23 protein-coding genes and 1 riboswitch are annotated in these 22909 nt (G+C 47.3%); of the genes, 13 read left to right on the top strand and 10 right to left on the bottom strand.

What is annotated here, in order from left to right:
• Positions 1-80: 80 nt before the first annotated feature.
• From BK126_RS09095 to BK126_RS09080, 4 genes are read right to left on the bottom strand one after another with little or no spacing between them, the layout of a single operon-like run.
• Positions 81-848 carry an ABC transporter permease gene (locus BK126_RS09095; protein WP_076312227.1) on the bottom strand — a complete coding sequence of 256 codons (768 nt, stop codon included), beginning with the start codon at positions 846-848 and terminating at the stop codon, positions 81-83.
• Between the two features lies 1 nt (position 849).
• A complete protein-coding gene (locus BK126_RS09090; protein ID WP_076312226.1) occupies positions 850-1611 on the bottom strand; it encodes an ABC transporter ATP-binding protein in 762 nt (253 codons plus the stop codon).
• Between the two features lie 18 nt (positions 1612-1629).
• Positions 1630-2493 (bottom strand): pentapeptide repeat-containing protein, encoded by an 864-nt coding sequence (locus BK126_RS09085; protein ID WP_076312225.1) that lies wholly within the window; start codon positions 2491-2493, stop codon positions 1630-1632.
• A 13-nt stretch (positions 2494-2506) separates the two neighbouring features.
• A complete protein-coding gene (locus BK126_RS09080) occupies positions 2507-2836 on the bottom strand; it encodes a PadR family transcriptional regulator (RefSeq protein ID WP_076312224.1) in 330 nt (109 codons plus the stop codon).
• Positions 2837-3137: 301 nt separating this feature from the next.
• On the opposite strand from BK126_RS09080, the gene BK126_RS09075 reads away from it, so the two are divergent.
• A complete protein-coding gene (locus BK126_RS09075) occupies positions 3138-3650 on the top strand; it encodes a P-loop nucleotide/nucleoside kinase family protein (protein WP_076312223.1) in 513 nt (170 codons plus the stop codon).
• A 66-nt stretch (positions 3651-3716) separates the two neighbouring features.
• Here the strand turns inward: BK126_RS09075 and BK126_RS09070 are convergent, their stop codons facing one another.
• Complete coding sequence (locus BK126_RS09070; protein WP_076312222.1) at positions 3717-4598, bottom strand: AraC family transcriptional regulator; 882 nt, start codon at positions 4596-4598, stop codon at positions 3717-3719.
• An 84-nt stretch (positions 4599-4682) separates the two neighbouring features.
• Positions 4683-4889: a hypothetical protein gene (locus BK126_RS09065; RefSeq protein WP_076312221.1), complete on the bottom strand. Its 207-nt coding sequence runs from the start codon at positions 4887-4889 to the stop codon at positions 4683-4685.
• A gap of 79 nt (positions 4890-4968) precedes the next feature.
• On the opposite strand from BK126_RS09065, the gene BK126_RS09060 reads away from it, so the two are divergent.
• Both BK126_RS09060 and BK126_RS09055 read left to right on the top strand, forming a co-directional pair.
• Positions 4969-5343, top strand: a complete 375-nt coding sequence (locus BK126_RS09060) for a DUF2750 domain-containing protein (protein ID WP_076312220.1) — start codon at positions 4969-4971, stop codon at positions 5341-5343.
• A 133-nt stretch (positions 5344-5476) separates the two neighbouring features.
• Positions 5477-6097, top strand: a complete 621-nt coding sequence (locus BK126_RS09055; RefSeq protein ID WP_076312219.1) for a histidine phosphatase family protein — start codon at positions 5477-5479, stop codon at positions 6095-6097.
• Between the two features lie 15 nt (positions 6098-6112).
• Here BK126_RS09055 and BK126_RS09050 read toward each other — a convergent pair whose 3' ends face one another.
• Complete coding sequence (locus tag BK126_RS09050) at positions 6113-6889, bottom strand: DUF817 domain-containing protein (protein ID WP_076312218.1); 777 nt, start codon at positions 6887-6889, stop codon at positions 6113-6115.
• Positions 6890-7069: 180 nt separating this feature from the next.
• Positions 7070-8275, bottom strand: coding sequence for an MFS transporter (locus BK126_RS09045; RefSeq protein ID WP_076312217.1), 1206 nt, complete (start codon positions 8273-8275; stop codon positions 7070-7072).
• A gap of 148 nt (positions 8276-8423) precedes the next feature.
• Here BK126_RS09045 and BK126_RS09040 point away from each other — a divergent pair, with 148 nt between their 5' ends.
• Both BK126_RS09040 and BK126_RS09035 read left to right on the top strand, forming a co-directional pair.
• Entirely contained in the window at positions 8424-9011 is a 588-nt protein-coding gene (locus tag BK126_RS09040; protein ID WP_076312216.1) for a TetR/AcrR family transcriptional regulator, read from the top strand.
• A gap of 248 nt (positions 9012-9259) precedes the next feature.
• Positions 9260-12556 (top strand): DEAD/DEAH box helicase, encoded by a 3297-nt coding sequence (locus BK126_RS09035; RefSeq protein ID WP_076312215.1) that lies wholly within the window; start codon positions 9260-9262, stop codon positions 12554-12556.
• Between the two features lie 84 nt (positions 12557-12640).
• On the opposite strand, the gene BK126_RS09030 is transcribed toward BK126_RS09035, so the two are convergent.
• Both BK126_RS09030 and BK126_RS09025 read right to left on the bottom strand, forming a co-directional pair.
• Positions 12641-12877 (bottom strand): DUF896 domain-containing protein, encoded by a 237-nt coding sequence (locus BK126_RS09030; RefSeq protein ID WP_076312214.1) that lies wholly within the window; start codon positions 12875-12877, stop codon positions 12641-12643.
• Positions 12878-12974: 97 nt separating this feature from the next.
• The gene (locus tag BK126_RS09025) at positions 12975-13625 is read right to left on the bottom strand and encodes a LysE family translocator (protein ID WP_076312213.1); all 651 of its coding nucleotides are present in this window, start codon (positions 13623-13625) and stop codon (positions 12975-12977) included.
• Positions 13626-13746: 121 nt separating this feature from the next.
• Positions 13747-13869: riboswitch (TPP riboswitch) on the top strand.
• Positions 13870-14023: 154 nt separating this feature from the next.
• On the opposite strand from BK126_RS09025, the gene BK126_RS09020 reads away from it, so the two are divergent.
• The 8 genes from BK126_RS09020 to BK126_RS08985 all read left to right on the top strand — a co-directional run bounded on the left by BK126_RS09020 (position 14024) and on the right by BK126_RS08985 (position 22908).
• Positions 14024-14632, top strand: a complete 609-nt coding sequence (locus tag BK126_RS09020; protein ID WP_076312212.1) for a YkoF family thiamine/hydroxymethylpyrimidine-binding protein — start codon at positions 14024-14026, stop codon at positions 14630-14632.
• Between the two features lie 3 nt (positions 14633-14635).
• Positions 14636-15214 (top strand): ECF transporter S component, encoded by a 579-nt coding sequence (locus BK126_RS09015; protein ID WP_076312211.1) that lies wholly within the window; start codon positions 14636-14638, stop codon positions 15212-15214.
• On the top strand, positions 15214-17946 hold the full coding sequence (locus BK126_RS09010; RefSeq protein WP_076312210.1) for an energy-coupling factor transporter ATPase: 2733 nt from the start codon (positions 15214-15216) through the stop codon (positions 17944-17946). Before BK126_RS09015 ends, BK126_RS09010 begins: the two co-directional genes overlap by 1 nt.
• A gap of 176 nt (positions 17947-18122) precedes the next feature.
• Complete coding sequence (gene desA / locus BK126_RS09005; RefSeq protein ID WP_076312209.1) at positions 18123-19172, top strand: Delta(5) desaturase DesA; 1050 nt, start codon at positions 18123-18125, stop codon at positions 19170-19172.
• A gap of 130 nt (positions 19173-19302) precedes the next feature.
• The gene (locus tag BK126_RS09000) at positions 19303-20424 is read left to right on the top strand and encodes a sensor histidine kinase (protein ID WP_076312629.1); all 1122 of its coding nucleotides are present in this window, start codon (positions 19303-19305) and stop codon (positions 20422-20424) included.
• Between the two features lie 17 nt (positions 20425-20441).
• Positions 20442-21041 carry a response regulator transcription factor gene (locus tag BK126_RS08995; RefSeq protein WP_076312208.1) on the top strand — a complete coding sequence of 200 codons (600 nt, stop codon included), beginning with the start codon at positions 20442-20444 and terminating at the stop codon, positions 21039-21041.
• Positions 21042-21293: 252 nt separating this feature from the next.
• Positions 21294-21983 carry a pectate lyase gene (locus BK126_RS08990; RefSeq protein WP_371264591.1) on the top strand — a complete coding sequence of 230 codons (690 nt, stop codon included), beginning with the start codon at positions 21294-21296 and terminating at the stop codon, positions 21981-21983.
• Between the two features lie 175 nt (positions 21984-22158).
• Positions 22159-22908, top strand: coding sequence for a methionine ABC transporter ATP-binding protein (locus BK126_RS08985; RefSeq protein ID WP_076312207.1), 750 nt, complete (start codon positions 22159-22161; stop codon positions 22906-22908).
• Position 22909 lies beyond the last annotated feature (1 nt).

Here is a 22909-nt window from a genome sequence, read left to right as displayed (position 1 = left end):
CGATGACTGTCATATTCATATAATAAAAAGGAGCACTTGCCGGATTGGCAAGTGCTCCATTTACTATTCAAGCATCCTAATTATACTCGTTTCTTGTAAACTCGTATGGCAAAGAAGTAGGAGACGATGGTAATCCCGACACACCATGCAAGAGCAACCCAGATATCGTTGCCTACGGGTGTACCGGACAATAACGCACGGATGGTTTCGACGATCGAAGTCACCGGTTGATTCTCAGCGAAGGCGCGAACAACCGTCGGCATCGTATCGGTGGGAACAAACGCCGAGCTAATGAATGGCAGGAAGATCAGTGGATAGGAGAAGGCACTTGCACCTTCGACTGAATTTGCGGACAGTCCGGCAATCACCGCGACCCAGGTTAGAGCCAGTGTAAACAAGATGAGTATTCCGGCAACTGCAAGCCAAGGGAGTATACCCGCCTGCGAGCGAAAACCCATAATAAGCGCTACAAGAATGATGACGATAACAGATAGAACATTGGATACGACCGAGGTTAGAACATGCCCCCAGAGTAAGGCGGAACGGGAAATGGGCATCGTGTTAAACCGCTCAATAATGCCTCGCTGCTTATCCAGGAACAGACGGTAAGCCGTATAAGATATACCGCTGGCGATCGCAATCAGCAGGATGCCGGGCAGCAGATAGTTAACATAGTTATCGGTATCGGTTTGGATTGCACCGCCAAATACATAAACGAACAGCAGCATCATGGCAATAGGTGTAATGCAGACGGTGATGATGGTGTCCATACTTCGGAAAATATGCCGCATGGAACGGCCAAGCATAACACCCATATCGCTGAAAAAGTGCTTTTTTGTCATTTCCATTTTACTTTTCCCCCTTAGTTCCGACGATGGCGAGGAAGATTTCCTCGAGTGAAGGCTGTTTCTCGACATACTCCACCTTTGCAGATGGGAATAGCTGTTTAAGCTCGGCAAGCGTACCGCTCGCGATAATCCGGCCCTCGTGCAATATGGCAATTCGGTCGGCAAGCTGTTCTGCCTCCTCCAGATATTGCGTGGTGAGCAGCACCGTCTTGCCTCCGTCAGCCAATTCTTTTACCGTCTTCCACACTTCGATGCGCGCCTCCGGATCAAGTCCGGTGGTTGGTTCATCCAGGAAGATAACCTCCGGATTTCCCACAAGGCTCAGGGCGATGTCCAGTCTGCGCCGCATTCCACCGGAATACGTAGACACTCTGCGGTCGGCTGCATCGGTCAGGCCAAAACGTGTCAGCAGCTCAGCAGCTGCCTGGCGTGGATTTTTGAGATATCGCAGCTTGGCGATCATAATCAGATTTTCTCGTCCGGTCAAAATTTCATCCACGGCGGCAAATTGTCCGGTTAGACTGATTGACTGGCGTACCTTATCAGGATTAGCAGCTACATCGAATCCGTTCACCTTCGCGGTTCCGCTGTCTTGATTAAGCAGTGTTGTGAGAATTCTGACCGTTGTTGTTTTACCAGCCCCGTTGGAGCCGAGCAGGGCAAAGATGCTGCCCTTTTCAACCTCAAAATCTACCCCCTTTAGGACTTGATGCTGCTTGTAGGATTTTTGAAGACCTGTAACCTTAATAGATATGCTGCTCATACGTTTTCTCCTCCTTATTTATCGAACTGTCACTTTGGACAAATCGGCTTCTAGGCCTTTAAGCGATGCGTAAGTCAGTTTATCCATGACTGCACCTTCGAAATTGATCGTTTTGATGGCTCGGTAATACTTCTTGGACAGCGGGAACCCTTGGAATGACACATTCCTCAGTGTAGCGCCCTTGAACGAGACCTCGTGCAGCCCCGCTTTGTCAAATTTAACGCCGATAAACGTTTGCCCGTCAAAGCACATGCCTCCCAGATCCGATTTACTGAAGTCCGCTCCGTCGAAGATACAATTTTGGAAAGTAGTTTCTCTAAGGTAGGCCATACTCAGATTGACGTCCATCAGTCTTGTATTTAAGAATTTGGCACCAGCCAGCCACGACTTGCTGAAGTTGGTACGTACAAGGATCGATTTATGGAAGCGGCCATTCGCAAGATCAAGTGTGGAAAAGTTACAGTCTGTAAGGTTTGCTCCGTCAAATATCGCATCGCGTACATTGCTAGAATGAAACGAGCTGCCGGCCAAATCTGCATTCGTGAAGTCAGATCCTTGCAGAACGCTTGATGAGAAATTTCCTTTGTGGGCGGTGACGCCGGCAAAATCGCTCTGAGGCAGGTTGCTCGCCTTTAAGTTGGTCACTACCTGCCGCTGCAGCGAGCGGGAGAGGTTAGCCACCTCGATCACGGTTTGTTCAATATCTCCAATGCTGTCAATGGTCAGCGCAAAGGCAGTTTCATCATCCTTGCCCTCAGCCTTTAGTTCACGGTAACGCTCCTCCAGATCGAAGAGCAGATCGCTCTTTAATTCGGTAACGCTCTTCACTCCATCATAGGGTGCAAACACACTGTTCAAGTAACTCGTCAGCTTCTCATTCATAACATTCATCTCCTTATAATAAGTTTTCAAGCACACGCTTGGCATATTCCCAGTTGTCTTTGTTGCGGACATAGATGGCCTTGCCTTTCTCGGTAATTCGGAAATATTTACGTCTTCCACCCTGAGATTCGTCACCCCAGTACCACTCTACCTCTCCATCATTCTCTAGTCGCCGGACGCTTGAATACATTGTCGCTTCCTTTAATTCATACTCGCCTTCCGAGCGCTCGGCAATCATCTTGACGATCTCATAGCCATAACGGTCAGCTTCGGATAATAGTCGCAATATCATGGTATCTGTGTGTCCGCGAAGTAAATCTGAAGTAATCTTGTTCTTACTCATATTTATCTCCTCCGTTAACTGTATAGTACATCAAAGTACTTTGACAGTCAAGGTAGTATTTTAAATAAAATACTTAATTCGTAATAAATGTACTTCTGTCATGGGTTTTATGCAGAGCTGCGGTTGTTGAAGCTGGGGTAGTCGATGGATGAATCATATGTCTGCTGCAGCAAAAGAAAAACATCTGCATTAGAGCATGGAGAGAAAAGACGAGAGAGGTAAATTATGTTTTAATGATTGAATAAGAGATATCAATTCATTTCATTGTCAGAAAGGATTCATTTATTAGGAGGTGGGTTTGTTGCTATATATATTTAGTGGTTTGCCAGCTACCGGGAAGTCGACGTTGTCTTCCATGCTGGCTCGTGAGTTACGTGCAGTGTATCTCCGGGTGGATGTTGTAGAGCAGGCTATGCGGGATGCTGGAGCGAAGGTGGATGGACCGGAAGGCTACATTGTGTGTTATGCCTTGGCCTCCCAGAATCTCAGGCTTGGTCTCGACGTCATTGCAGATACGGTGAATCCGATTCCAATCACACGCGAAGCTTGGCGCAATGCAGCTGAATCGGTTAAAGCTCCTTTTGTAGAAATTGAAGTAGTCTGCTCTGACGAAAATGAACATAGGCAGCGAGTCGAAACGCGTGCAGTAGATATTCCGGGTCTTGTTCTTCCAACGTGGGAGCAGGTCATACATCGGGAGTATGACGCTTGGGGACGAGACCGCATCGTTATCGACACAGCTCATCAAACGGCAGCAGATAGCTTTGAGCAGTTGTGTCAGCAATTAGAAGGAGTTCGCAGGCAATTTAGTTGATGGTTGTGTTGGGGACAAAAATAGAGAGCAGCACACCGTGACAGTCACTGGTGCTGCTCTCTTTTACTAAGCGCCGGGCTTCTTCACTACAGGAATCCACACCTCAATCTCATATAAGCGGTTGCCGCGATCGTAGGTCATCTCAAATTCAGGACCGTTTGCAAATTCATAATTAGAGCTCGGAAACCATTCGCCCCAGATTCGTCTCCATAATTCATGGATACCACTCTGTCCATCCAGGAATAAACCCGTGGAGAAGATGGCATAAGTCTGTGGTGGAATATGGAGCTGTTCAAATCTCTCAGGTAAACCACTGCCGGGCATTAAATAACCGATCATATAGTTGAATCTCTCTGCTTGATGGTTATACAAGACGGAATGAAGCTGTCCGTTCTCTCCCAACCCCGCAGCACTACGGATCCGATTAACGGTCCCATCAGAAACACATCGGGTCCAAAATTCGGGGATTTCCACAAATGGCTGCTCCAAAAAATCTTCCTCTGTATTCACTACAGTCGTAACCCCAAACATTTCAAATGCCTTTTTTTCCTCAATTCTGTAGTTCATCTCCACATCTCCCCGAATTGAAATATGAAAGGATAACCGTGGATAGGCCTTTAGTGCAATTCCTTTTTCACGTGCTGAAGTGGGCATGACACCGTGCATTTTCTTGAACGCTCTGGAAAATGCTTCGGGTGATTCATAACCATACTTCAGTGCGGTGTCGATGACTTTGGCGTGACTCTGCTGTAGGTCAAATGCAGCCAGGGTTAACCGTCTCCGTCGGATATATTCCGATAGCGGTACACCGGTTATAAATGAAAACATTCGCTGAAAATGATAAGTGGAACAACAAGCTATTTTTGCTGCATGATTATAATTAATTTCTTCAGTTAAGTGTGCTTCGATATATTCCATTGCATTATTCATATGCTTAAGCCAATCCATTCACCGGTATCCTCCTCTCAAGCTTCAATATATGGGATTATGAAGGAAGTTACCTTGCAATCCGTGCACCGAAATATCATGATATTAAATAAGCTGCTGAAAAGATAAGATAGTAAAAACTACGCCATAAGCAAGAAGAAAAATCCCCCTAAATTTCACTTTAATCAGATCAGTTTCGCCATATTGATCGACAAATCTATTGAATGGCCAAGAATTAGGTTTTCTTAAGGCTCGAATCCCCATGACAAGTGCCAGAATACCAATAAGGAAAAACCATATAAAGAAAAACAAGTTGATCACTCCTTTCTATACAAAACGTATGAAATGAGGAAAAGTTAAAATTTCTATATGTAAAAAGTTTGGAGGCCATATGAACAATAAAGAGTTTGAAGCGGTATTCAAATTACCTGCAAAAAAGCGATACGAATATTTTATTAAGAAAATCGCTGATTATGAAGAAGTATGGGGGCTGTACGATAATGGATGGGCTGTAACAACGGACTTAAACGGAAATTTGTTACTTCCCTTTTGGCCTAGAAGAGAATTTGCAGAGGCATGTGCCATTGAGGATTGGAAAAATTATAAGAGCAAGGCAATGGACCTAACGGAGTTCATTGATGAGTTTCTGCCCCGAATCAAAGAGGATAGCATTAAACCTTCAATTTTCTTTAATAATGAAGATTCTGCAGTATTGGACATCGATCCTTTAATTCAAGATATAGAAACAGATTTGGAAAATTACTAACAAAGAGAGGAACTAAGGTTATTGCATAAATATAAGTTAATTTCTTCCATATGTGTTAGTATAGTTGGTGTTCAATTTTAGCTTGCTTGAAAGAATAACTAACCTAACCACGTTGAAATTAGGGGGAAGAACAATGGCGATCTATTTTGTAAGGCATGGTGCCGATGATGAAGGATTTCGAGGGGGCTGGAGTCAACGAGGTCTGAATGTTGAAGGCTATAGGCAATCAGAGAAACTGGGCAGGTATTTAAAAGATAACAAGAGCACTCATCCAATCCATCGGATCGTTAGCAGTGATTTGCAGAGAGCACTGGATACGGCGAATGAACTGGCTAAGGATCTGAATTTGTCCGTCGAAAGCAGCATGGATTGGAGAGAAATGAATAATGGAGTTATTGCCGGAATGCCTCATGAAATCGTCAACGAACGATATCCAGGGCTGTATTTTTCGAGCTTAAAAATGGATGAGAGGTATCCTGGCGGTGAGAGCCCAATGGAATTTCACATGCGAATTCAAGAGACCTTCAATTCCTTATGCGAAGAACAATCCAAGCAGCATATGGAGAACATTCTTGTGGTAACTCATGGCGGGGTTATTAATATCGTATATCATATCTTGAAAGACTTAGAATGGACGAATAAGAATAATAAGTTCCCGGCTTCTTATACAGGCATTCATAAATTGGAGAATATCATTGGCCAATGGCAAACAACAATTGAAAATGATACGGAGCACTTAACGGAGCGGGATTAGACCCTGCTCCGTTTTTTATGATTTTCTTATGTTCCGATTTGCTTTTACATATTTCAGCTGAGCCACAATGATGACGCTGATAATCACAAGGAGAAACCAGGAGCTGATCTTGCTGAAGCTCACAAGCTGCCAGGTGTCATGCTGATCAGGGTACTTCCATCCATTGAAGAACGTTGCTATATTTTCCGCTGTCCAGATGAAGAAGCCCACAATAAGGAAGGCAACCGTCAAAGGCATTCGGTAGGTTTTAGCCCGTACCCGATAGATGATCCATGTCTTCCAGAACACAATGAACACAAGCAGAGTCAGCCACCAGCGAAAGTCGGGGATGAAATGATGTGTGAAGAAATTAAGATATATGGCTCCCCCTAGCAGCATCGACGACAGCGTTCCCGGCCATCCTGTCATGTCCATTCGCAGTCTCCGCCATATTTGACACATAAAGCTGGCTACACTTGCATACATGAATCCACTGTAGAGAGGAACACCGAAGATCTTCGTATATCCAGGCTCGGGATAGGACCACGATCCCATCCATACCTTATACAGCTCCAGTACTAAGCCAATGACGTGAAATACACAGATGACCTTGATCTCGTCCATCGTTTCCAGTCCGCTGCGGTACATGAAAAATTGCACAGCGAGCAATATCAATAGAATGGCGTCGTACCGGTAGAGGAAAGGAATCTCAATAACACTGGTTATGGCCAGCGTTGCAAAGATCGCGACAGGGAAGATACAGCTCATCGCCTGATGATATCCAAAATGGAGCAGCTGTACAATCGATTTCAAGTAATGTTGCCTCCTTTCCTTCCATAATCAGATGAGTAGGATGCATTCAGATGAATGTAGTCATCGGGGCTTTCTCTTATCTTTAATTCATCATACAGGTGTTATATGCTTGGAAAAATAGAAACTTGGTTAATTAGAGTTTCTTGTTTTTAAATGTAGATTCGTGAATCGATGATGGAATCAACGCTTATGTTGCTGTTTATATTCTGTCAGGAAATAAAGGAATGCAAACAACGGTAACAGAACACCAAGCCACGCACTCCATATCCAGCCGCCGAATGCATAGGTTAGACCGCCAAGGAATGAACCGGCTGCCCCGCCAATGAAGAAGATAGCCATGAATATTCCGTTCAATCTCCCACTTGCTTCATTTCCGAGAGAGTATATGATCCTTTGGCTGACAACCAGGTTGCCGGACACAGCCATATCCAGTGTGATGGCTGAGATGAATAGCAGCACGAGTGCGACGTAAGAATGATCATGGAGCAAGGCAATGAGTAGAAAGGAACCCGTTGCGGTTAAGAGTGCCGTGAGAGTCAGGTTCTTAGTTAGCCCTTTATCGGCTAATCTTCCAGCAAGAGGAGCGGCTATTGCTCCTGCAACACCCACCAAGGCGAATAAAGCAATACCGCCTTGTGTAAATCCGAAGTCATTTGCGAGTCTGAGAGGGACGACGGTCCAGAAGAGACTGAAAGCTCCAAATAAGCAGGCTTGATAGAATGCGCGCCGTCTCAATATCGGATACTTTCTGAATAATTGAATTAAAGAGGCGACAAGGCTGAGATAGGTTAATTTATTTTCTGGTGTTCTGCGGGGTAAAGAACGCGAGAGCCAAATGGTCAATAGAGTCATGAGCACAGCAGACAGAACATAAATCATCCGCCATCCCCAGATGTCTGTAATGAAGCTTGCGACAGGCCGGGCCAGCATGATCCCGAGTAAAAGCCCACTCATGACGTTGCCTACCACACGGCCGCGTTCTTGTTCACTGGACAAGTGTGCTGCAAGAGGGACAAGAATTTGTGCAACGACGGAACCCGTTCCGATGAAAAAGGTTGCTGTCAAAAACAAAGGGGATTGCTTAGAAACGGCTGCTACGATGAGTGCAACGACTACAATAGAGAGAACAGAGATCATAAGACGGCGGTTCTCAAGCTTGTCGCTTAGAGGAACAATGAATAACAGCCCGGCCACATAGCCTATTTGGGTTAAAGTTACGATGAGTCCAGCAGCTTCAGTGGATAGGCCCAGTTCTGTACTGATGGGACCTACAAGAGTTTGAGAATAGTATAGATTAGCGACAATCAGACCGCATGCGGCTGCGAAAAGAATCATCATCGCAGTAGAAAGCTTGCTTTGTTTAATAATAACGTCCTCATTCATCATCATTCTCTCCTTTAACATGCTTAGATTAAGTAAACGCATCGTTCACTTAATCGTTGAACAAAATATATACTGAACGCAGCGTTTTGTAAATACCCAATTTTTCATTTATACTGGAACAAAGAACAAAGGATTGAACGGGGGGATTGGATTGGCGAAGAAGGGACGCCCAAGAGATGTGACGATTGAGCATTCCATATTGACTGCGGCTTATGATCTGCTGCTTGAAAGTGGATTTGAAGAGGTAACGATTGAAAAAATCGCTGAGAAAGCAGGAGTGAGTAAAGTCACCATATACAAATGGTGGCCTAATAAAGCTGCTGTTGCTGCGGATAGTTTTTTTAAGGGAGCGGCTAGCAGACTGCCTGTACCGGATACAGGATCGGTTAAGGAAGATATATTAATTCATGCGATGAACCTATTATTATATATGGCGGGCAAGGAAGGAAAAGTGATCTCTGAGCTGATTGGGCATGGACAGGGGAATTCAACACTGAGCGAAGTATTTAGGCAATACTATGTTAAGCCTCGACGCGCGGAAGCCGCAGGAATATTGAGGAAGGGGATCGAACGCGGTGAGCTGAGTGCAGAGCTGGATGTAGATTCTAGTATTGATCTGCTTTACGGTCCAATATTTTACCGTCTGTTAGTTACAGGAGAGCCGTTAGCTGAGGACAAGGTAAGACCCATTGTGTTAGCAGCGTTCGAGGGTATGAAATATTTAGTTGGCAGGGCATAAATTTAATTCAATTCAATATACAGGATGTTGCCGGGCAGAAGCTGTTAAAGTACTTTATGAACAAAGTTATGGGAGCAATCACTCTATCCTCGAAAGCACTAGACTATGGCTTGTCATTGTCCGGTGCTTTTTTTGCTGTACATCAAATTTAGGAAGAGACTTATGAAGTGAAACTGTCGCGCATTAATGGTATCATTGCAGTTACAAGAATTGAAACGTGAAGGCCAGAAGGAAGGTAACAAAGCGACATGACGACAATGCTGAATCGGAAGAAAATTAAACTGCTGTGCGGCAAGAAGTTCTATGAACGTGGTGAGGAATACTATAATGCGGGCATGGTTGGTATTACGCTATCGGACGCATCGGCTGGCAATTTTCAGGCGGTAGTTAAAGGCGGCGGCAAAAATAAATATGATGTCTCGATCCATATGAATGCCGGAGGCGATGTGGAAGCGCAGTGCACTTGCCCTGCCTACACCAATTACAATTATTATTGCAAGCATATTGCGGCTGTCCTTCTTCAGATCAGCGAGATGCAGCAGGAGGGGCGGATTGAAGTGAAGTCATACCCTTCGTTGCTTCATCCCGAGACCGTCGTTCCAGAGGGACGTTTAACCCCGCGCTTCCACAGAGAAGCGAGTGAGGAGCAGCTTATAGAGGATGTGCTTGCCCTCTTCAGCAGCACGAGCCGAGTGAGTCCGGCAGCCAAATATATTATGGAGACAAGGGAGCCTCTTCGCATAGAGTACTTGATCAGGCCTGTTCCTTACGGTTTGAATAAGCATATGATCGGGCTGGAGATGAAGCTTGGAGCGAAGCGCTTGTATATCGTTCAGCAGATGAAGCAGTTTCTTAGCCGGATCCAGCATGGGGGATCGTATGTCTTCTCGAAGAATTTCACTTATAACCCCGAAGCTCATTATTTCAGACCTCATGACGAAGCGGTGTTGAAAGAGCTCATCCAATTGGAGCGTCAGGAGGAGATGTATCACGAATCGATTAACTCTTATCCCGGACGTGGCAGAAATCAGGACAGGCTGCTGCTGATACCTCCGCTGGCATGGGAGCGAATCGCGCCCCTCCTTCAGAAAGTACCAGAGGCATATACGCAGCAGGAGGAGCAGATATTCAGCGGCGTATCCTGTACAGACAGCCTGCTGCCCCTGGATTTTGAATTTACGAAGACGGATACAGGCGCAGGCTATGAACTCACGGCTATGGGGATTCGCGATGTACTGATCCTGCCGGAATATCGGATGGCGTTGAAGAACGGCATTTTCTACAAAATGTCCGAGGAATCTGTCAGCCAGATCGCTGGTTTACAGGAGAAGCTGTCACGTGTTCATATTCCCAAGCTCACGATACCTGCCAAGCAGATGAGCCCTTATATGGAGAAGGTCGTTCCGGGTCTGATGCGGCTCGGGCGAGTGCACCTGGCAGAGGAAGTGTCCAGCCATATGGTTCAGGTGCCGCTGAAAGCAAGGCTGTATCTGGATCGGGTTCGGGACAAGCTGCTGGCGAGTCTCGAGTTCCAGTACGGAGATGTCATGATCAATCCGCTGGAGGAGAAGGCGAGGCTCCCAGAGAACAAGATCATTATTCGGGATAAGCCGCAAGAGGAACAAATTATCCGGCTCATGCAAACGAGTGATTTTACCCAGACGGAATCCGGATATTACCTGGAGAATGAGGATGCGGAATTTGATTTTCTGTATTACACGATGCCTCAGCTTGAGCAGCTGCTGGATGTGTATGCCACTTCAGCGGTGAAGGTAAGGGTAATGTCCGAGCCGATTGCTCCAAAGATTCATATGGATATGGATGAGCGTACCGACTGGATGGAATTTAAATTCGATATTAACGGGATACCCGTGAATGAAATCAAGCATGTGATCGAGAGCGTGGAAGCCAAAAGAAGATACCATAAGCTGTCGAATGGGGCGCTCATGCCCTTGTCAGCACCTGCCTTTCAAGAGATAGTGAGACTCATGAACGATATGGGCTTTCGCAAGGGAGAGATCGAGAACGGAATCATGAAGCTTCCAGTCGCTGCAGGACTCCGTGTGATGGACCGGGATCTGGGAGACCAAGTACAGTTTGGCAGCAGACTGAAGGAATTCATGGAGAATCTCGCCCATCCTGAACATATGGATTTCCCTGTTCCTGCCCGGCTGGCTCCTATTCTGCGAGACTATCAGAAGCAGGGATATCAATGGATGAAGACGTTAGCCTCCTACCGGTTTGGCGGTATTCTGGCAGACGATATGGGACTCGGCAAAACACTACAGAGCATCACCTACATCGTGTCTGAGCTTCAATCCATTCGAGAGCATAAGCAGCCTGTGATGATCGCAGCGCCTGCCTCTCTTATTTACAATTGGAAGAATGAGCTTGAGAAATTTGCGCCAGAGCTCACGACCGTCATCGTAGACGGAAGCAAGACGGAGCGGCTGAAGCTCATCCGCGAGCACACGGCAACGGATGTACTTATCACATCTTATCCGCTTCTGCGTATGGATGCGGAAATGTATGGAGAACGGCATTTCCATGCTTTTATTATGGATGAAGCGCAGGCGTTCAAGAATTATGCAACACAGACCGCACATGCGGTAAAAGCGATAAATGCGAGACACCGGTTTGCACTTACCGGGACACCAATCGAGAACAGCCTTGAAGAACTGTGGTCCATCTTTGACGTTGTATTTCCGGAGCTGTTCCAGGGGCGAAAAGCCTTCAACGAGTTATCAAGAGAAGCTATTGCCCGTAGAATTCGTCCATTCCTGCTGCGCAGAGTCAAGGCCGATGTTCTTGCGGAGCTGCCGGAGAAGATCGAGTCCTTGCACACTTCCGAGCTGCTGACCGAGCAGAAGAAGCTCTATGTTGCCTTTTTGGCCAAGCTGCGTGCTGAGACCGTGAAGCATCTGAGCGAGAAGCAGTTCGACAAGAATCGAATCAAGATTCTGGCCGGCTTGACCCGGCTAAGACAGCTGTGCTGCCATCCAGGGCTGTTCGTGGAGGGCTATCAGGGCAGCTCAGCGAAATTTGAGCAGCTGATGGAGCTCATCGAAGAAAGCCGGAGTGCAGGCAAAAGGGTGCTGCTCTTCTCTCAATTTACTGAAATGCTGGGCATCATCGGCAGGGAGCTCGGAGCTCAGGGTATTCCGTTCTTTTATCTGGATGGACAGACACCAGGCCAAGAGCGTGTTGAAATGTGCCAGCGCTTTAACGAAGGGGAGAAGGATTTCTTCCTTATATCGCTCAAGGCCGGCGGTACGGGACTTAACTTGACGGGGGCTGATACTGTCATTTTGTATGATCTGTGGTGGAATCCTGCGGTAGAGGACCAGGCAGCGAGCCGGGCACACCGGATGGGACAGAAGAATGTGGTTCAGGTTATCCGGCTGGTGAGCCGCGGAACCGTAGAGGACAAAATGTACGAGCTTCAGCAGCGCAAGAAAAATCTCATTGAAGAAGTGATTCAGCCTGGACAGGAATCCTCATCCGCCTTAAGTGAGGAAGAAATCCGCGAAATACTAGCGATCTAGCATGGATAATCCTGCATAAAAGAAAAGGATAGAATCGGCACATACCCGCTGTTGAACGGGTACTCGATTCTATCCTTTTTTACTTTAGTTCAGCTTGGATTTATCCTGTTGCTGCTCGAGCTTGAGCTTCTCTGGTGTAACGTCGTCTCCATTCGGATCTACAATGGTCAGTCCGGATATGGTGGACAATACCTGTCCGCGGATGGCCTTCAAATATTCCTCACGAAGTGCCTTCTGTTCGGTGATTTCCTCCGGTGTAAGGCCTTCCTTCTTCTGTTTACGACTCAGCTCATTGATTCTATTTAATGAAGGGATCTCCATGGTATCAGCCTTCCTTTCAAGCTACATTGTATCCTGACAGTTTACTGTATGATACGGCTTATTGCAACCCGAAGGGTAGAAGATAGGCTGTTATCTGCTACTCTACAGCTTTGGTTCTGAGCAGCGTAATACTCATTGCAATAAATATGAACCCTGTAGCTTTGTTAAGGATCGTCTTCATCTTGACGTTATTTCTCAGTTTACCCGTTGCTGTGGACGAGAAGGCGGCGATCAGGATGCTCCAGATTCCTCCGGTCAAGCAATATGTAAGACCAAGCACTACAAAAGGCAGTGGCGAAGCATCGCTGCCCGGGGCAATAAATTGCGGCATAAATGCGAGAAAAAACATGGCGACTTTAGGATTGGTTACATTCGTGAAGAGGCCTTGCGTAAATATTTTGGAATTCGATAACTCGGAAGGCATATCTGCAGGTCCACCATGAGACTTAGCCTTAGGCGATGCCTTGTCGATCAGCATTCGAATGCCGAGATACGTTAGATAAATTGCACCTATAACCTTGATGACATTGAACAGAACAGCAGAGCTCATCAAGATCACGGATAAACCGAACGCAGCAAGCAGTGTATGCACAACGCCCCCCGCGGTAATGCCAAGCGCCGAAACAATGCCCGCCCGCTTCCCCTGAGCCACACTTCTGCCAAGAACATACATCGTATCAGGCCCTGGCGTAATATTGAGCAGGATGGACGAGATCAGAAATACTTCGAAGTTAATAATACCCAGCATGTGGAGCCCTCCTTTGTTGTAAATATCATAATTCATGTTTAACAATTTGTGTAGACAATCGAGTCTTTACAAAACAGGAGAAAGCAGTATAATGGGTTACGATTGGAACAGCATAATCGAAATACAGCACTAGGGGTGCCTTAACTGGCTGAGAGACCAATACGTCGATGATATGAACGATGGCGGTTAACCCTTTACACCCGATCTAGATCATACTAGCGTGGGGAAGTGCGGGGATATGAAATGATATAGGCCCGGAACCGGCATCTGATCTGGACATAAGCTTCAGTTCAGACGAAACCATATTCTGGGCATCACATTTTATTGAGCTGCACTCACTTAGGGGTGCAGCTCTTTTTTGTGTTGTTTCAACAATTCAAACTTGAGGAGATGGAGAAATGAGTACAGAAGTATGTGGAACAAGTCGGATTGTGGGCTGTCGTTTTTCACTGTATCCGATGAGTGATCGATTTGTTGATATTATTCTGGGTGCAATCCAAGAGGCGGATACCTCCAAGGTATGGACAGAGACCGGAGATGTAAGTACCTGCGTACGCGGCAGGCTTGAGCATGTTTTTGACGTTATGAAGGCGATTTATCTGCATGCAGCCAAGACAGGCGAGCACGTAGTGTTCAGCGGCACCTTCTCTATTGGTTGTCCGGGTGATTCAGCGGGTGATGTGTATATGTCAGAAGATGCCGTTCGAATGAATGAAGATATAATCTCCTCCATCCGTATCGAAGGAGCAGCGGAATATGCCTTATATGCTCTCGGAGAGCCGGAATACATGAAGAAGATTGCCAACGTCGTTGATATTGCGAAGAAGGATGGCAGCTACGGCGGAGGTATTCATTACGCTACACGCCTTGCAGGGGATGTACATACCATTTTTAAGACACTGGAGCAGTCCTTTGAAGTGACGCAGGAATCGGTGTCCCATGTCGTAATGACCGTAACGCTGTCCTGCAACAGTCCTTCTAATAAGAAGCAAGGGGAGGCGGAATAACGTATGGGAGCCTGGAAGCTGCGTGACATTATCGTATTAAGCTCATTGTCCGTTGTTTTTGCCGTCATTTATCTCGTGTTCTTACAGATTGGAAACCTGCTCACCGGTGTCATGGGACCGATGGGTTATGAGGTGATCTTCGGAATCTGGTTCATTGTCTCGATTATTGCTGCGTACATTATTCGCAAGCCAGGGGCGGCCTTTCTGTCCGAAACCATTGCAGGCATTATTGAAGTACTGATTGGAAACACGACGGGTCCCATTCTTATCGTATCGGCGATGATTCAAGGTCTTGGAGCAGAAATGGTCTTTGCAGCGGTTCGTTATCGTAAGTATTCGCTGTCCGTCTTGATGCTATCAGGAATAGGGGCGGCAGTGTTCAGCTTTGCCTGGGGCTACTTCCGATCCGGCTTTGCTGCATTATCACCCGAATTTGTAATCGCAATGCTGGTGGTTCGGATCATCAGCGGAGCAATTCTGGCCGGTCTGCTCGGAAAATGGATTGCAGATGCGCTGGTTCGTACGGGTGTGCTGCGGAGCTTCCCGGTTGCCAGAGCAGCAGCCCGGTCACACAAAGCATAATGGTACTCCAAACACATAAAGATCGGCCGGCTGATGAGACACTTAGATCTTCTGCTGCCATTGAAGTGAGAGATTTGACTCTTCAATATGAGGAAGAAGCTCCGCTTGTATTAAATAGGATCACATTCGACTTGATTCCAGGTGAGATGCTGCTGCTCCTGGGACCTAGCGGGAGCGGCAAGAGCTCGCTCGCGCTGTGTCTGAACGGAATTTATCCGCAAGAGATCGAGTGTCTGGTTACGGGAAGCGTCAGGATATGGGGCAGGCCGATGGTAGAGCAGAGTGCAGCATTGCATGCGCAAGCTGTAGGGATTGTCTTTCAAGATGTCGACAGCCAGTTCTGTATGCTGACAGTGGAAGAAGAGGTTGCCTTCTGCTTGGAAAATGTGGAATGTCCACATGAGAGGATCCGCAGCCGAATGGATGAAGCGCTTGAGATGGTTGACCTGCTGCCGTACAGAACGGCTCAGATTCACACACTCTCCGGCGGCATGAAGCAGCGTCTGGCGATTGCCTGTGCACTCGCGCTTCGCCCCGGCATCCTTGTGCTGGATGAGCCGACGGCCAATCTTGACCCGGTGGCTACTCGTAATCTGGCTCAGCTCATCTCATCACTTCGCAAGAAGCATGGAATAACGGTGCTCCTAATCGAGCATCAGCTGGATGCCTGGATGGCAGACATCGATCGTATTGCGCTAATGGATCACGAAGGGCGGATATGCCGAATGGATGAACCAGGCATGTTTTTTTCCATGTATCACGCTGAACTGGAGCGAATGGGAATATGGGTGCCTGGTCCAGTGACCCTGCAGCGGCAGCTAAGTGAATGTGTACCGGGATCGACTGAATTTCTTCCACTCACCGCTGAAGAGCTCATCAATTACTGGATATCACGTCCTGCACTTGAGCAAGGGCAGGTTAGACACTACTTGCGGGAGAGGGCTGAGCAATCTCTGTATTCTAGAGGAGAGGAGGAGAGACGTGCTCCTGTGCTGGAGGCACATGGAATGACATTCTATCGACACGATCGGCCTGTCATTCAGGATGTCTCTCTGCGTGTAAGAGCAGGTGAATTCATCGCCATAACCGGACCGAACGGAGCAGGGAAATCTACGCTGGCCGGGCTTCTGTCCGGATTGCTCACACCTAAGGAGGGACGGGTGCTTGCTGGCGGAGAGGATATGAGCCTGCTGCCGGAGTCTGTCATCCGCAAGCGCGTCGGCCTCGTCTTTCAGCATCCCGAGCATCAGTTCGTTACGGATAAAGTGAGCGAGGAACTTGCATTTGGACTGCGCCTGCAGGGCAAGTCCGAAGAAGAGGTTCAGCTGAGGACAGCAGAGCTTCTAGCCGAGTTCCGGCTGTCCCACCTTGCAAATTACAGTCCCTATGCACTGAGTCAAGGCCAGAAACGAAGGCTCAGCGTAGCAGCGATGCTTGTGGAAGAGCAGCAGGTGCTTATATGTGATGAGCCCACTTATGGACAGGATGCCTATGCATCTCTAAGGCTGCTGGAAGCATTGAAGGCCAGAGTCCGGCAAGGGCTTACGGTCATTATGATCACACATGATATGGAATGGGTCCGCGCTTACGCTACCCGTGTGATTGTAGTGATGGATGGAAAGATAGAGCTGAATGACAGACCTTCAGCACTGTGGCACTGGCCTGAGGAGCGACTTGCCGAGGCGAAGCTGGTGCTGCCGCTTGAGGTACAGCTGGCAAGAGCGTTAGACACGGACACTAGCATCCGAACGGAGAAGTTCCCGAATACAGCTGAAGCCCCTGTCCATGATTCAAGTGTGAACGAAGCACTTACAAGTTCAGACGAACCACTTACAAGGACAAACGAAGCAAACGCAAGCACACTCGAAGCTGGAAGTGCAGTGAAATCAGCTGGAAGTGCAGTGAAATCAGCCGGAAGTGCTTCCGCTTCTTCTCAGCACGGCGGCTGGAATCTCCATCATATGAATCCAAGTATCAAGGCTCTAGCCGTCACCCTTGGCGTCGTTCTGTTGTCCTTCGCCTTTGATCCCGTCACGCAGCTAAGCGCCTTAATGGTAACGATACTGCTTACGGCATGCTTTGGTCAGGTATCCTGGCGCAGATGGGTGCTGCTGTTTGCTCCGTTTCTGATCATGGCCCTCGGCTATGTATGGACAGCGATTGTCTTTCCCAGAGAGAGCATCGTTATGAATGATGAAGTATGGATCAGGATCGGCGGATTTGAGGCAGGACGAGAAACGGTGCTTACCGCTCTGTCTCTCGGGCTTCGTACGCTCACCTTCTCTGCGCTTTCACTCCTGTTCATTCTTACGACAGATCCGGTGAAGCTGATGTTTAGCCTGATGCAGCAGTGCAGGCTGTCTCCGAAGCTGGCTTACGGGATTATGGCGGGATATCGCTTCTTGCCGCTGTTCCGGGAAGAGCTGGCGACCATGCAGCAGGCTCACCGTATGCGCGGGATTCAGCGGGAGAAGGGTATTTGCTTTATTCTTCACGCGTTCAAGAGGTACTCGATTCCGCTGCTGGCCAGCAGTATCCGCAAATCCGAGCGGGTAGCCGTTGCCATGGTATCCAGAGGATTCACGGGGAAACGCCATCGTGATTTTTATTTGAAGCTTCAGGTTAGGTGGCAGGATTTGACTTTTCTATGTGTATTGCTCGCTGCAATCTCTATATGTTTTATTCTCGCTGATCAGCTTGGTTATTTGGAGTGGTATGGAGGACAGCTGTAAGTGGATCAACATGCGAAATAGGAGAATACATGACATTTGTCATACTCATGAGTTGACATTTATGACTTCAAGGGCTGACATTCTTCTTTTACAATGGAAGGAGAATAAGGACACGAGTCCAGAGGATCGTTAAGCTTCAATTCCTGTACCTGTCCTGCTGTGAAGGAGACGATGTCATGTCTGCATCATTTAAATCCCAATTGAAAAAGGAAGTGGCTCCTTACGAAAAAACGGAGCTCAAATCAAGCATCATCCAAATGGTAAATACGCTTATTCCTTTATTTGTGCTTTGGTATTTGGCATATGCAAGTTTGTCGGTATCCTACTGGCTCAGCTTGCCTATAAGTTTGATTGCTGCCGGTTTTGTCATTCGGACATTCATCATATTTCATGACTGCTGTCATGGTTCTTTCTTCAAAAATAAAAAAGCAAACAACATTGTGGGTACGCTGACCGGTGTGATCTCACTTACCCCTTATATGCAATGGAAATACAGTCATTCGGTGCACCATGCCTCCAGCGGTAATCTGGATAAACGGGGAATCGGCGATATTTGGATGATGACTGTCACCGAATATAATGAATCACCGTGGTATACCAAGTTCTATTATCGTGTCTATCGTAATCCAATCATTCTGTTCGGGATCGGCCCGATCGCGGTGTTCTTGCTGCAATATCGATTTAATCGGCGCGGCGCTAAGCGCAAGGAACGCTTAAATACGTATTTGACGAATCTGCTGATTGTAATTGTATACGCGCTGCTTATTCTGGCCATCGGCTGGAAGGCATTCCTGCTTGTACAAGTGCCGATATTCTATTTTGCAAGCATGCTTGGCATTTGGCTGTTCTATGTTCAGCATACCTTTGAGGATTCCTATTTCGAGAATGAGGATGAATGGTCTTATATTCAAGCTGCTGTAGAAGGCAGCTCCTATTACAAGCTTCCGAAGCCGCTGCAGTGGATTACGGGTAATATCGGATTCCATCATGTCCACCATCTGAGCCCGAGGGTGCCAAACTACCATTTGGAAGAGGCGCACAATGCCACTCCGCCTTTGCAGCAAGCAACGACGATTACCGTCCTGGAGAGCTTCAAGGCCATGAGATTCAGATTGTGGAACGAGGATATGAAGAGATTTGTTACGTTCAGGCAGTACAAGAAAGGGCAGCGTCTTAAGGAGCGTGCTCAGCGCGAGCTCGCAGAGAAAAAGGCAGCAGCTATTTAAATAGAAAGCATAAGACTTCAACGCTTATGGTAAGATGACTATAGATAATCATATCTGTAGTCTTTTTATTATTGGGATTGCAGCGGATGATGAACTCTCGGAAATGAGCAGGTGAGCTTAAATGAACAGCATGCATCGCTGGCAGGATATGTTCCGCAAGAATACGGGTCTGAACCCGTATGTATGGCTGGTCTGTTTTATATTGCCGTTTTATTTTATTATCGGATCTTCTTCTAAGGGATATGTAGTATTTGGTGTTCTGCTGATCATCATCTTCTTTGCTTCAAATCTGCTTGGCCTTGTGATGAGGGGATGGCCAGTATATATCTGGTATGGTGTGCAAATTGCGATTTCGGTGACGATGGCGATCATCTTTGGCTTTGTTTATTTTTCACTGTTTCTGGCGTTCTTTATCGGGACGATTCAAAATAAAGCCGGGTTTATTACCCTCTATACCGTACACCTCGTAAGCACCTTTATTACGATTAATTACTCACTCGCTTCTGCGAATGAAGTGGTCATTAAGCAGCTCCCCTTCGTGTTGATTAGTATGATAGCTGTTATTCTGCTGCCTGTCAGCACCTATAACAAAAATAAACAAGATCGGCTCGAAGGCCAGCTGGAAAATGCCAACAAACGAATCTCTGAGCTCGTCAAGCTCGAAGAGCGGCAGAGGATATCTCGTGATCTGCATGATACGCTGGGGCAAAAACTGTCGCTCATTGGCCTGAAGAGCGAACTGGCGGGCAAGCTAGTTGTCCGTGACCCGAAGCGTGCACAGAGTGAGATGGATGATGTACGGCAAACGGCACGCACCGCACTGAAGGAAGTGCGCGAGATGGTCACCCAGATGAGAGGGGCGCGGCTGGAGGACGAGCTGTTTCGAATCCGTCAGATTTTGAAGGCGGCTGACATTGAGCTTCATATTGAAGGGGAAGAGCATCTAAGTGACCTCTCTTTAATGAACGAGAATGTGCTCGGGATGTCGTTGAAGGAAGCCGTAACCAATGTGGTGAAGCATAGCGAGGCAACCAGGTGTGTTATAACGATTCAACCTGAGCGAACCGAGCTGGCAGTCATCGTGAAGGATAATGGGCGAGGGATTGGAGACGCGGCTAAGAAGTCTCGTGGCAATGGGCTGCGGGGGATGAGGGAACGTCTTGAATTTGTGAACGGAAGTCTCCATATTGCGACACATGAAGGAACCGAGCTGCGTATTGCTGTGCCACATGCAGTACTCGCGGCAGAGTGAAATAGGGGTGAGTTATCTTGATACGAATCGTAATTGCAGAAGATCAGCGTATGCTGTTAGGAGCTCTCGCATCCCTCTTGGATCTTGAAGAGGATATGGAAGTGATCGGCAGGGCAAATAATGGAGAGGACGCAATCAAGCTCGTCCATCAGTATGAGCCGGACATTTGCATCATGGATATTGAGATGCCGGTCAAGAGTGGGCTGGACGCCGCAGAGGAAATCAAGGGCAGGGACTGCAAAGTCATTATACTGACAACATTTGCCCGTACAGGTTATTTTGAGCGCGCTCTAAAGGCAGGTGTCAGCGGATACTTGCTCAAGGACAGTCCCATTGAGGAGCTGGCTCAGACGATTCGAAGTGTCATGTCAGGAAGAAGAATTTATGCGGCTGAGCTGGTTGACGAAGGATATGGCGAGAAGAACCCGCTGACCGATCGGGAGAAGGCCGTGCTTGAGCTGATTGCAGATGGAAAGAATACGAAGGAAATTTCGGATGAGCTGTACATTACGACAGGAACGGTGCGCAATTATGTGTCGGTCATTCTGGACAAGCTCGGAGTCAGCAACCGGATTGAGGCCATCAAGCACTTTAAGGAAAAAGGATGGTTTAAGTAAAAAACACTTCTAATGATTATTGGTGTTACGGTGATATGCAGTATATAACCTCGCTTGTGAACTATCTGATAAAACAGTTATATAGAAGACACATGACTCTTAGATACTCATTAAATGAGCTAACTTGTCTAATGATTATTCCGGTACTTATAAGTCCTTTGATATGCTGGGACACACGATGCAAGTGAAGGTGCACATTCGCGCTGTATCGTGAGGACCAGTATTCAAATTCTAAGGATAAGGACGGGATGAATGATGAAGACAGTGTTGAAGAAGCGTTTAACGGGAGCTTTGTTGTCTACGACTCTGGTCGCGGCTGCATTTGGTATACTGCCAGGAAGTATGAATGCGGCTACAACCGTAAATGAAACCATTATTGTACCTGCGGGACAAACATATGACGGTCAGGGGCAGACCTTCGTAGCTAACCCGAATACGCTCGGGGATGGTGGACAAGGTGAAGGACAGAAGCCGGTATTCCGACTGGAAGCCGGAGCTACATTAAAGAACGTTATTCTCGGCGCACCTGCAGCGGATGGCGTACACTGTTATGGAAACTGTAATATTACGAATGTAACATGGCAGGATGTGGGTGAGGACGCATTAACCTTGAAATCCTCCGGAACGGTGAACATTACAGGCGGAGCAGCCTACAAAGCCTATGATAAAGTATTCCAAGCCAATGCAGCAGGTACATTCAATATCAAGAACTTCAGAGCCGACGATATTGGCAAGCTCGTTCGCCAGAACGGTGGAAGCTCCTATAAAGTAGTGATGAATGTGGACAGCTCGGATATTTCGAACGTTAAGGATTCCATTCTGCGAACAGACAGCAGCACATCCACTGGCAAGATTACGAATACCCGATATCATGATGTACCTACCTTATTCAAGGGCTTTGCTTCTGGAAACACGTCACAGTCAGGGAATACCCAATACTAAGGCTTAAGACTTTCAACATTTTGACCTGAAATGTTGAAAATGTATGAATTTCAAACTCATATATGCTATGATTTATAAGGTTGTATTTTTTGAAAAAGTGTTACACACGCTCGCCCGGGTCATGTATATCGAACCGGTGCGGGCTCTTTTATGATTAAGGAGGACTGAATTTTACGTGATTTCGCTAAGCCATGTCAGCAAGACATTCGGGGCAGGGCATCATGGCAGTGGCTTGACCGTCGTTGATGATGTGTCTCTTCATATTGAGCAAGGGTCCATTCACGGCATTATCGGAGCAAGCGGCGCGGGAAAGTCTACTCTTCTTCGTATGATGAATGTATTGGAAAGGCCGGATCAGGGACAAGTCTATATGGGGGATCGGGAGCTGACCCGGATGAAGGAAGGCGAACTGCGGGAAGCGAGAAGAAAGATCGGAATGATCTTTCAGCATTTCAATCTGCTGTCTAATCGAACCGTGCATGGGAATGTCGCTGTTCCGCTTGAGCTTGCTGGGGTTTCACGAGAGGAACGGAATCAGCGCGTTCAGGAATACTTACAGTTTGTTGGACTCTCAGACAAGGCCGCGCAATATCCGGCTCAGCTCAGCGGAGGGCAGAAGCAGCGGGTAGCCATTGCCAGAGCGCTTGCGAATAAGCCCCAGGTACTGCTCTGTGATGAACCGACATCTGCACTTGATCCGAAGACAACAGGCGGTGTGCTGGAGCTGCTGGAGCATGTCAACAGGGAAATGGGTATTACCATCGTGATTGTCACGCATGAGGTATCTGTTGTGGAGCGGCTGTGCCAATCCGTTTCCTTCATGGACTCGGGCCAGATCCTTCGGACCGTAAAGCTGGCTGAGGGTGCGCTGCCTCCAGATATGCTGGCCTGGTACGAGGAACAGGAAGCAGGTGACGAGCGTTGAG

It is taken from the genome of Paenibacillus sp. FSL H7-0326 (genome assembly GCF_001955535.1).
GTDB classification, from domain to species: Bacteria; Bacillota; Bacilli; order Paenibacillales; family Paenibacillaceae; genus Paenibacillus; species Paenibacillus shunpengii.
This window is presented reverse-complemented; position numbering and strand designations above follow the sequence as displayed.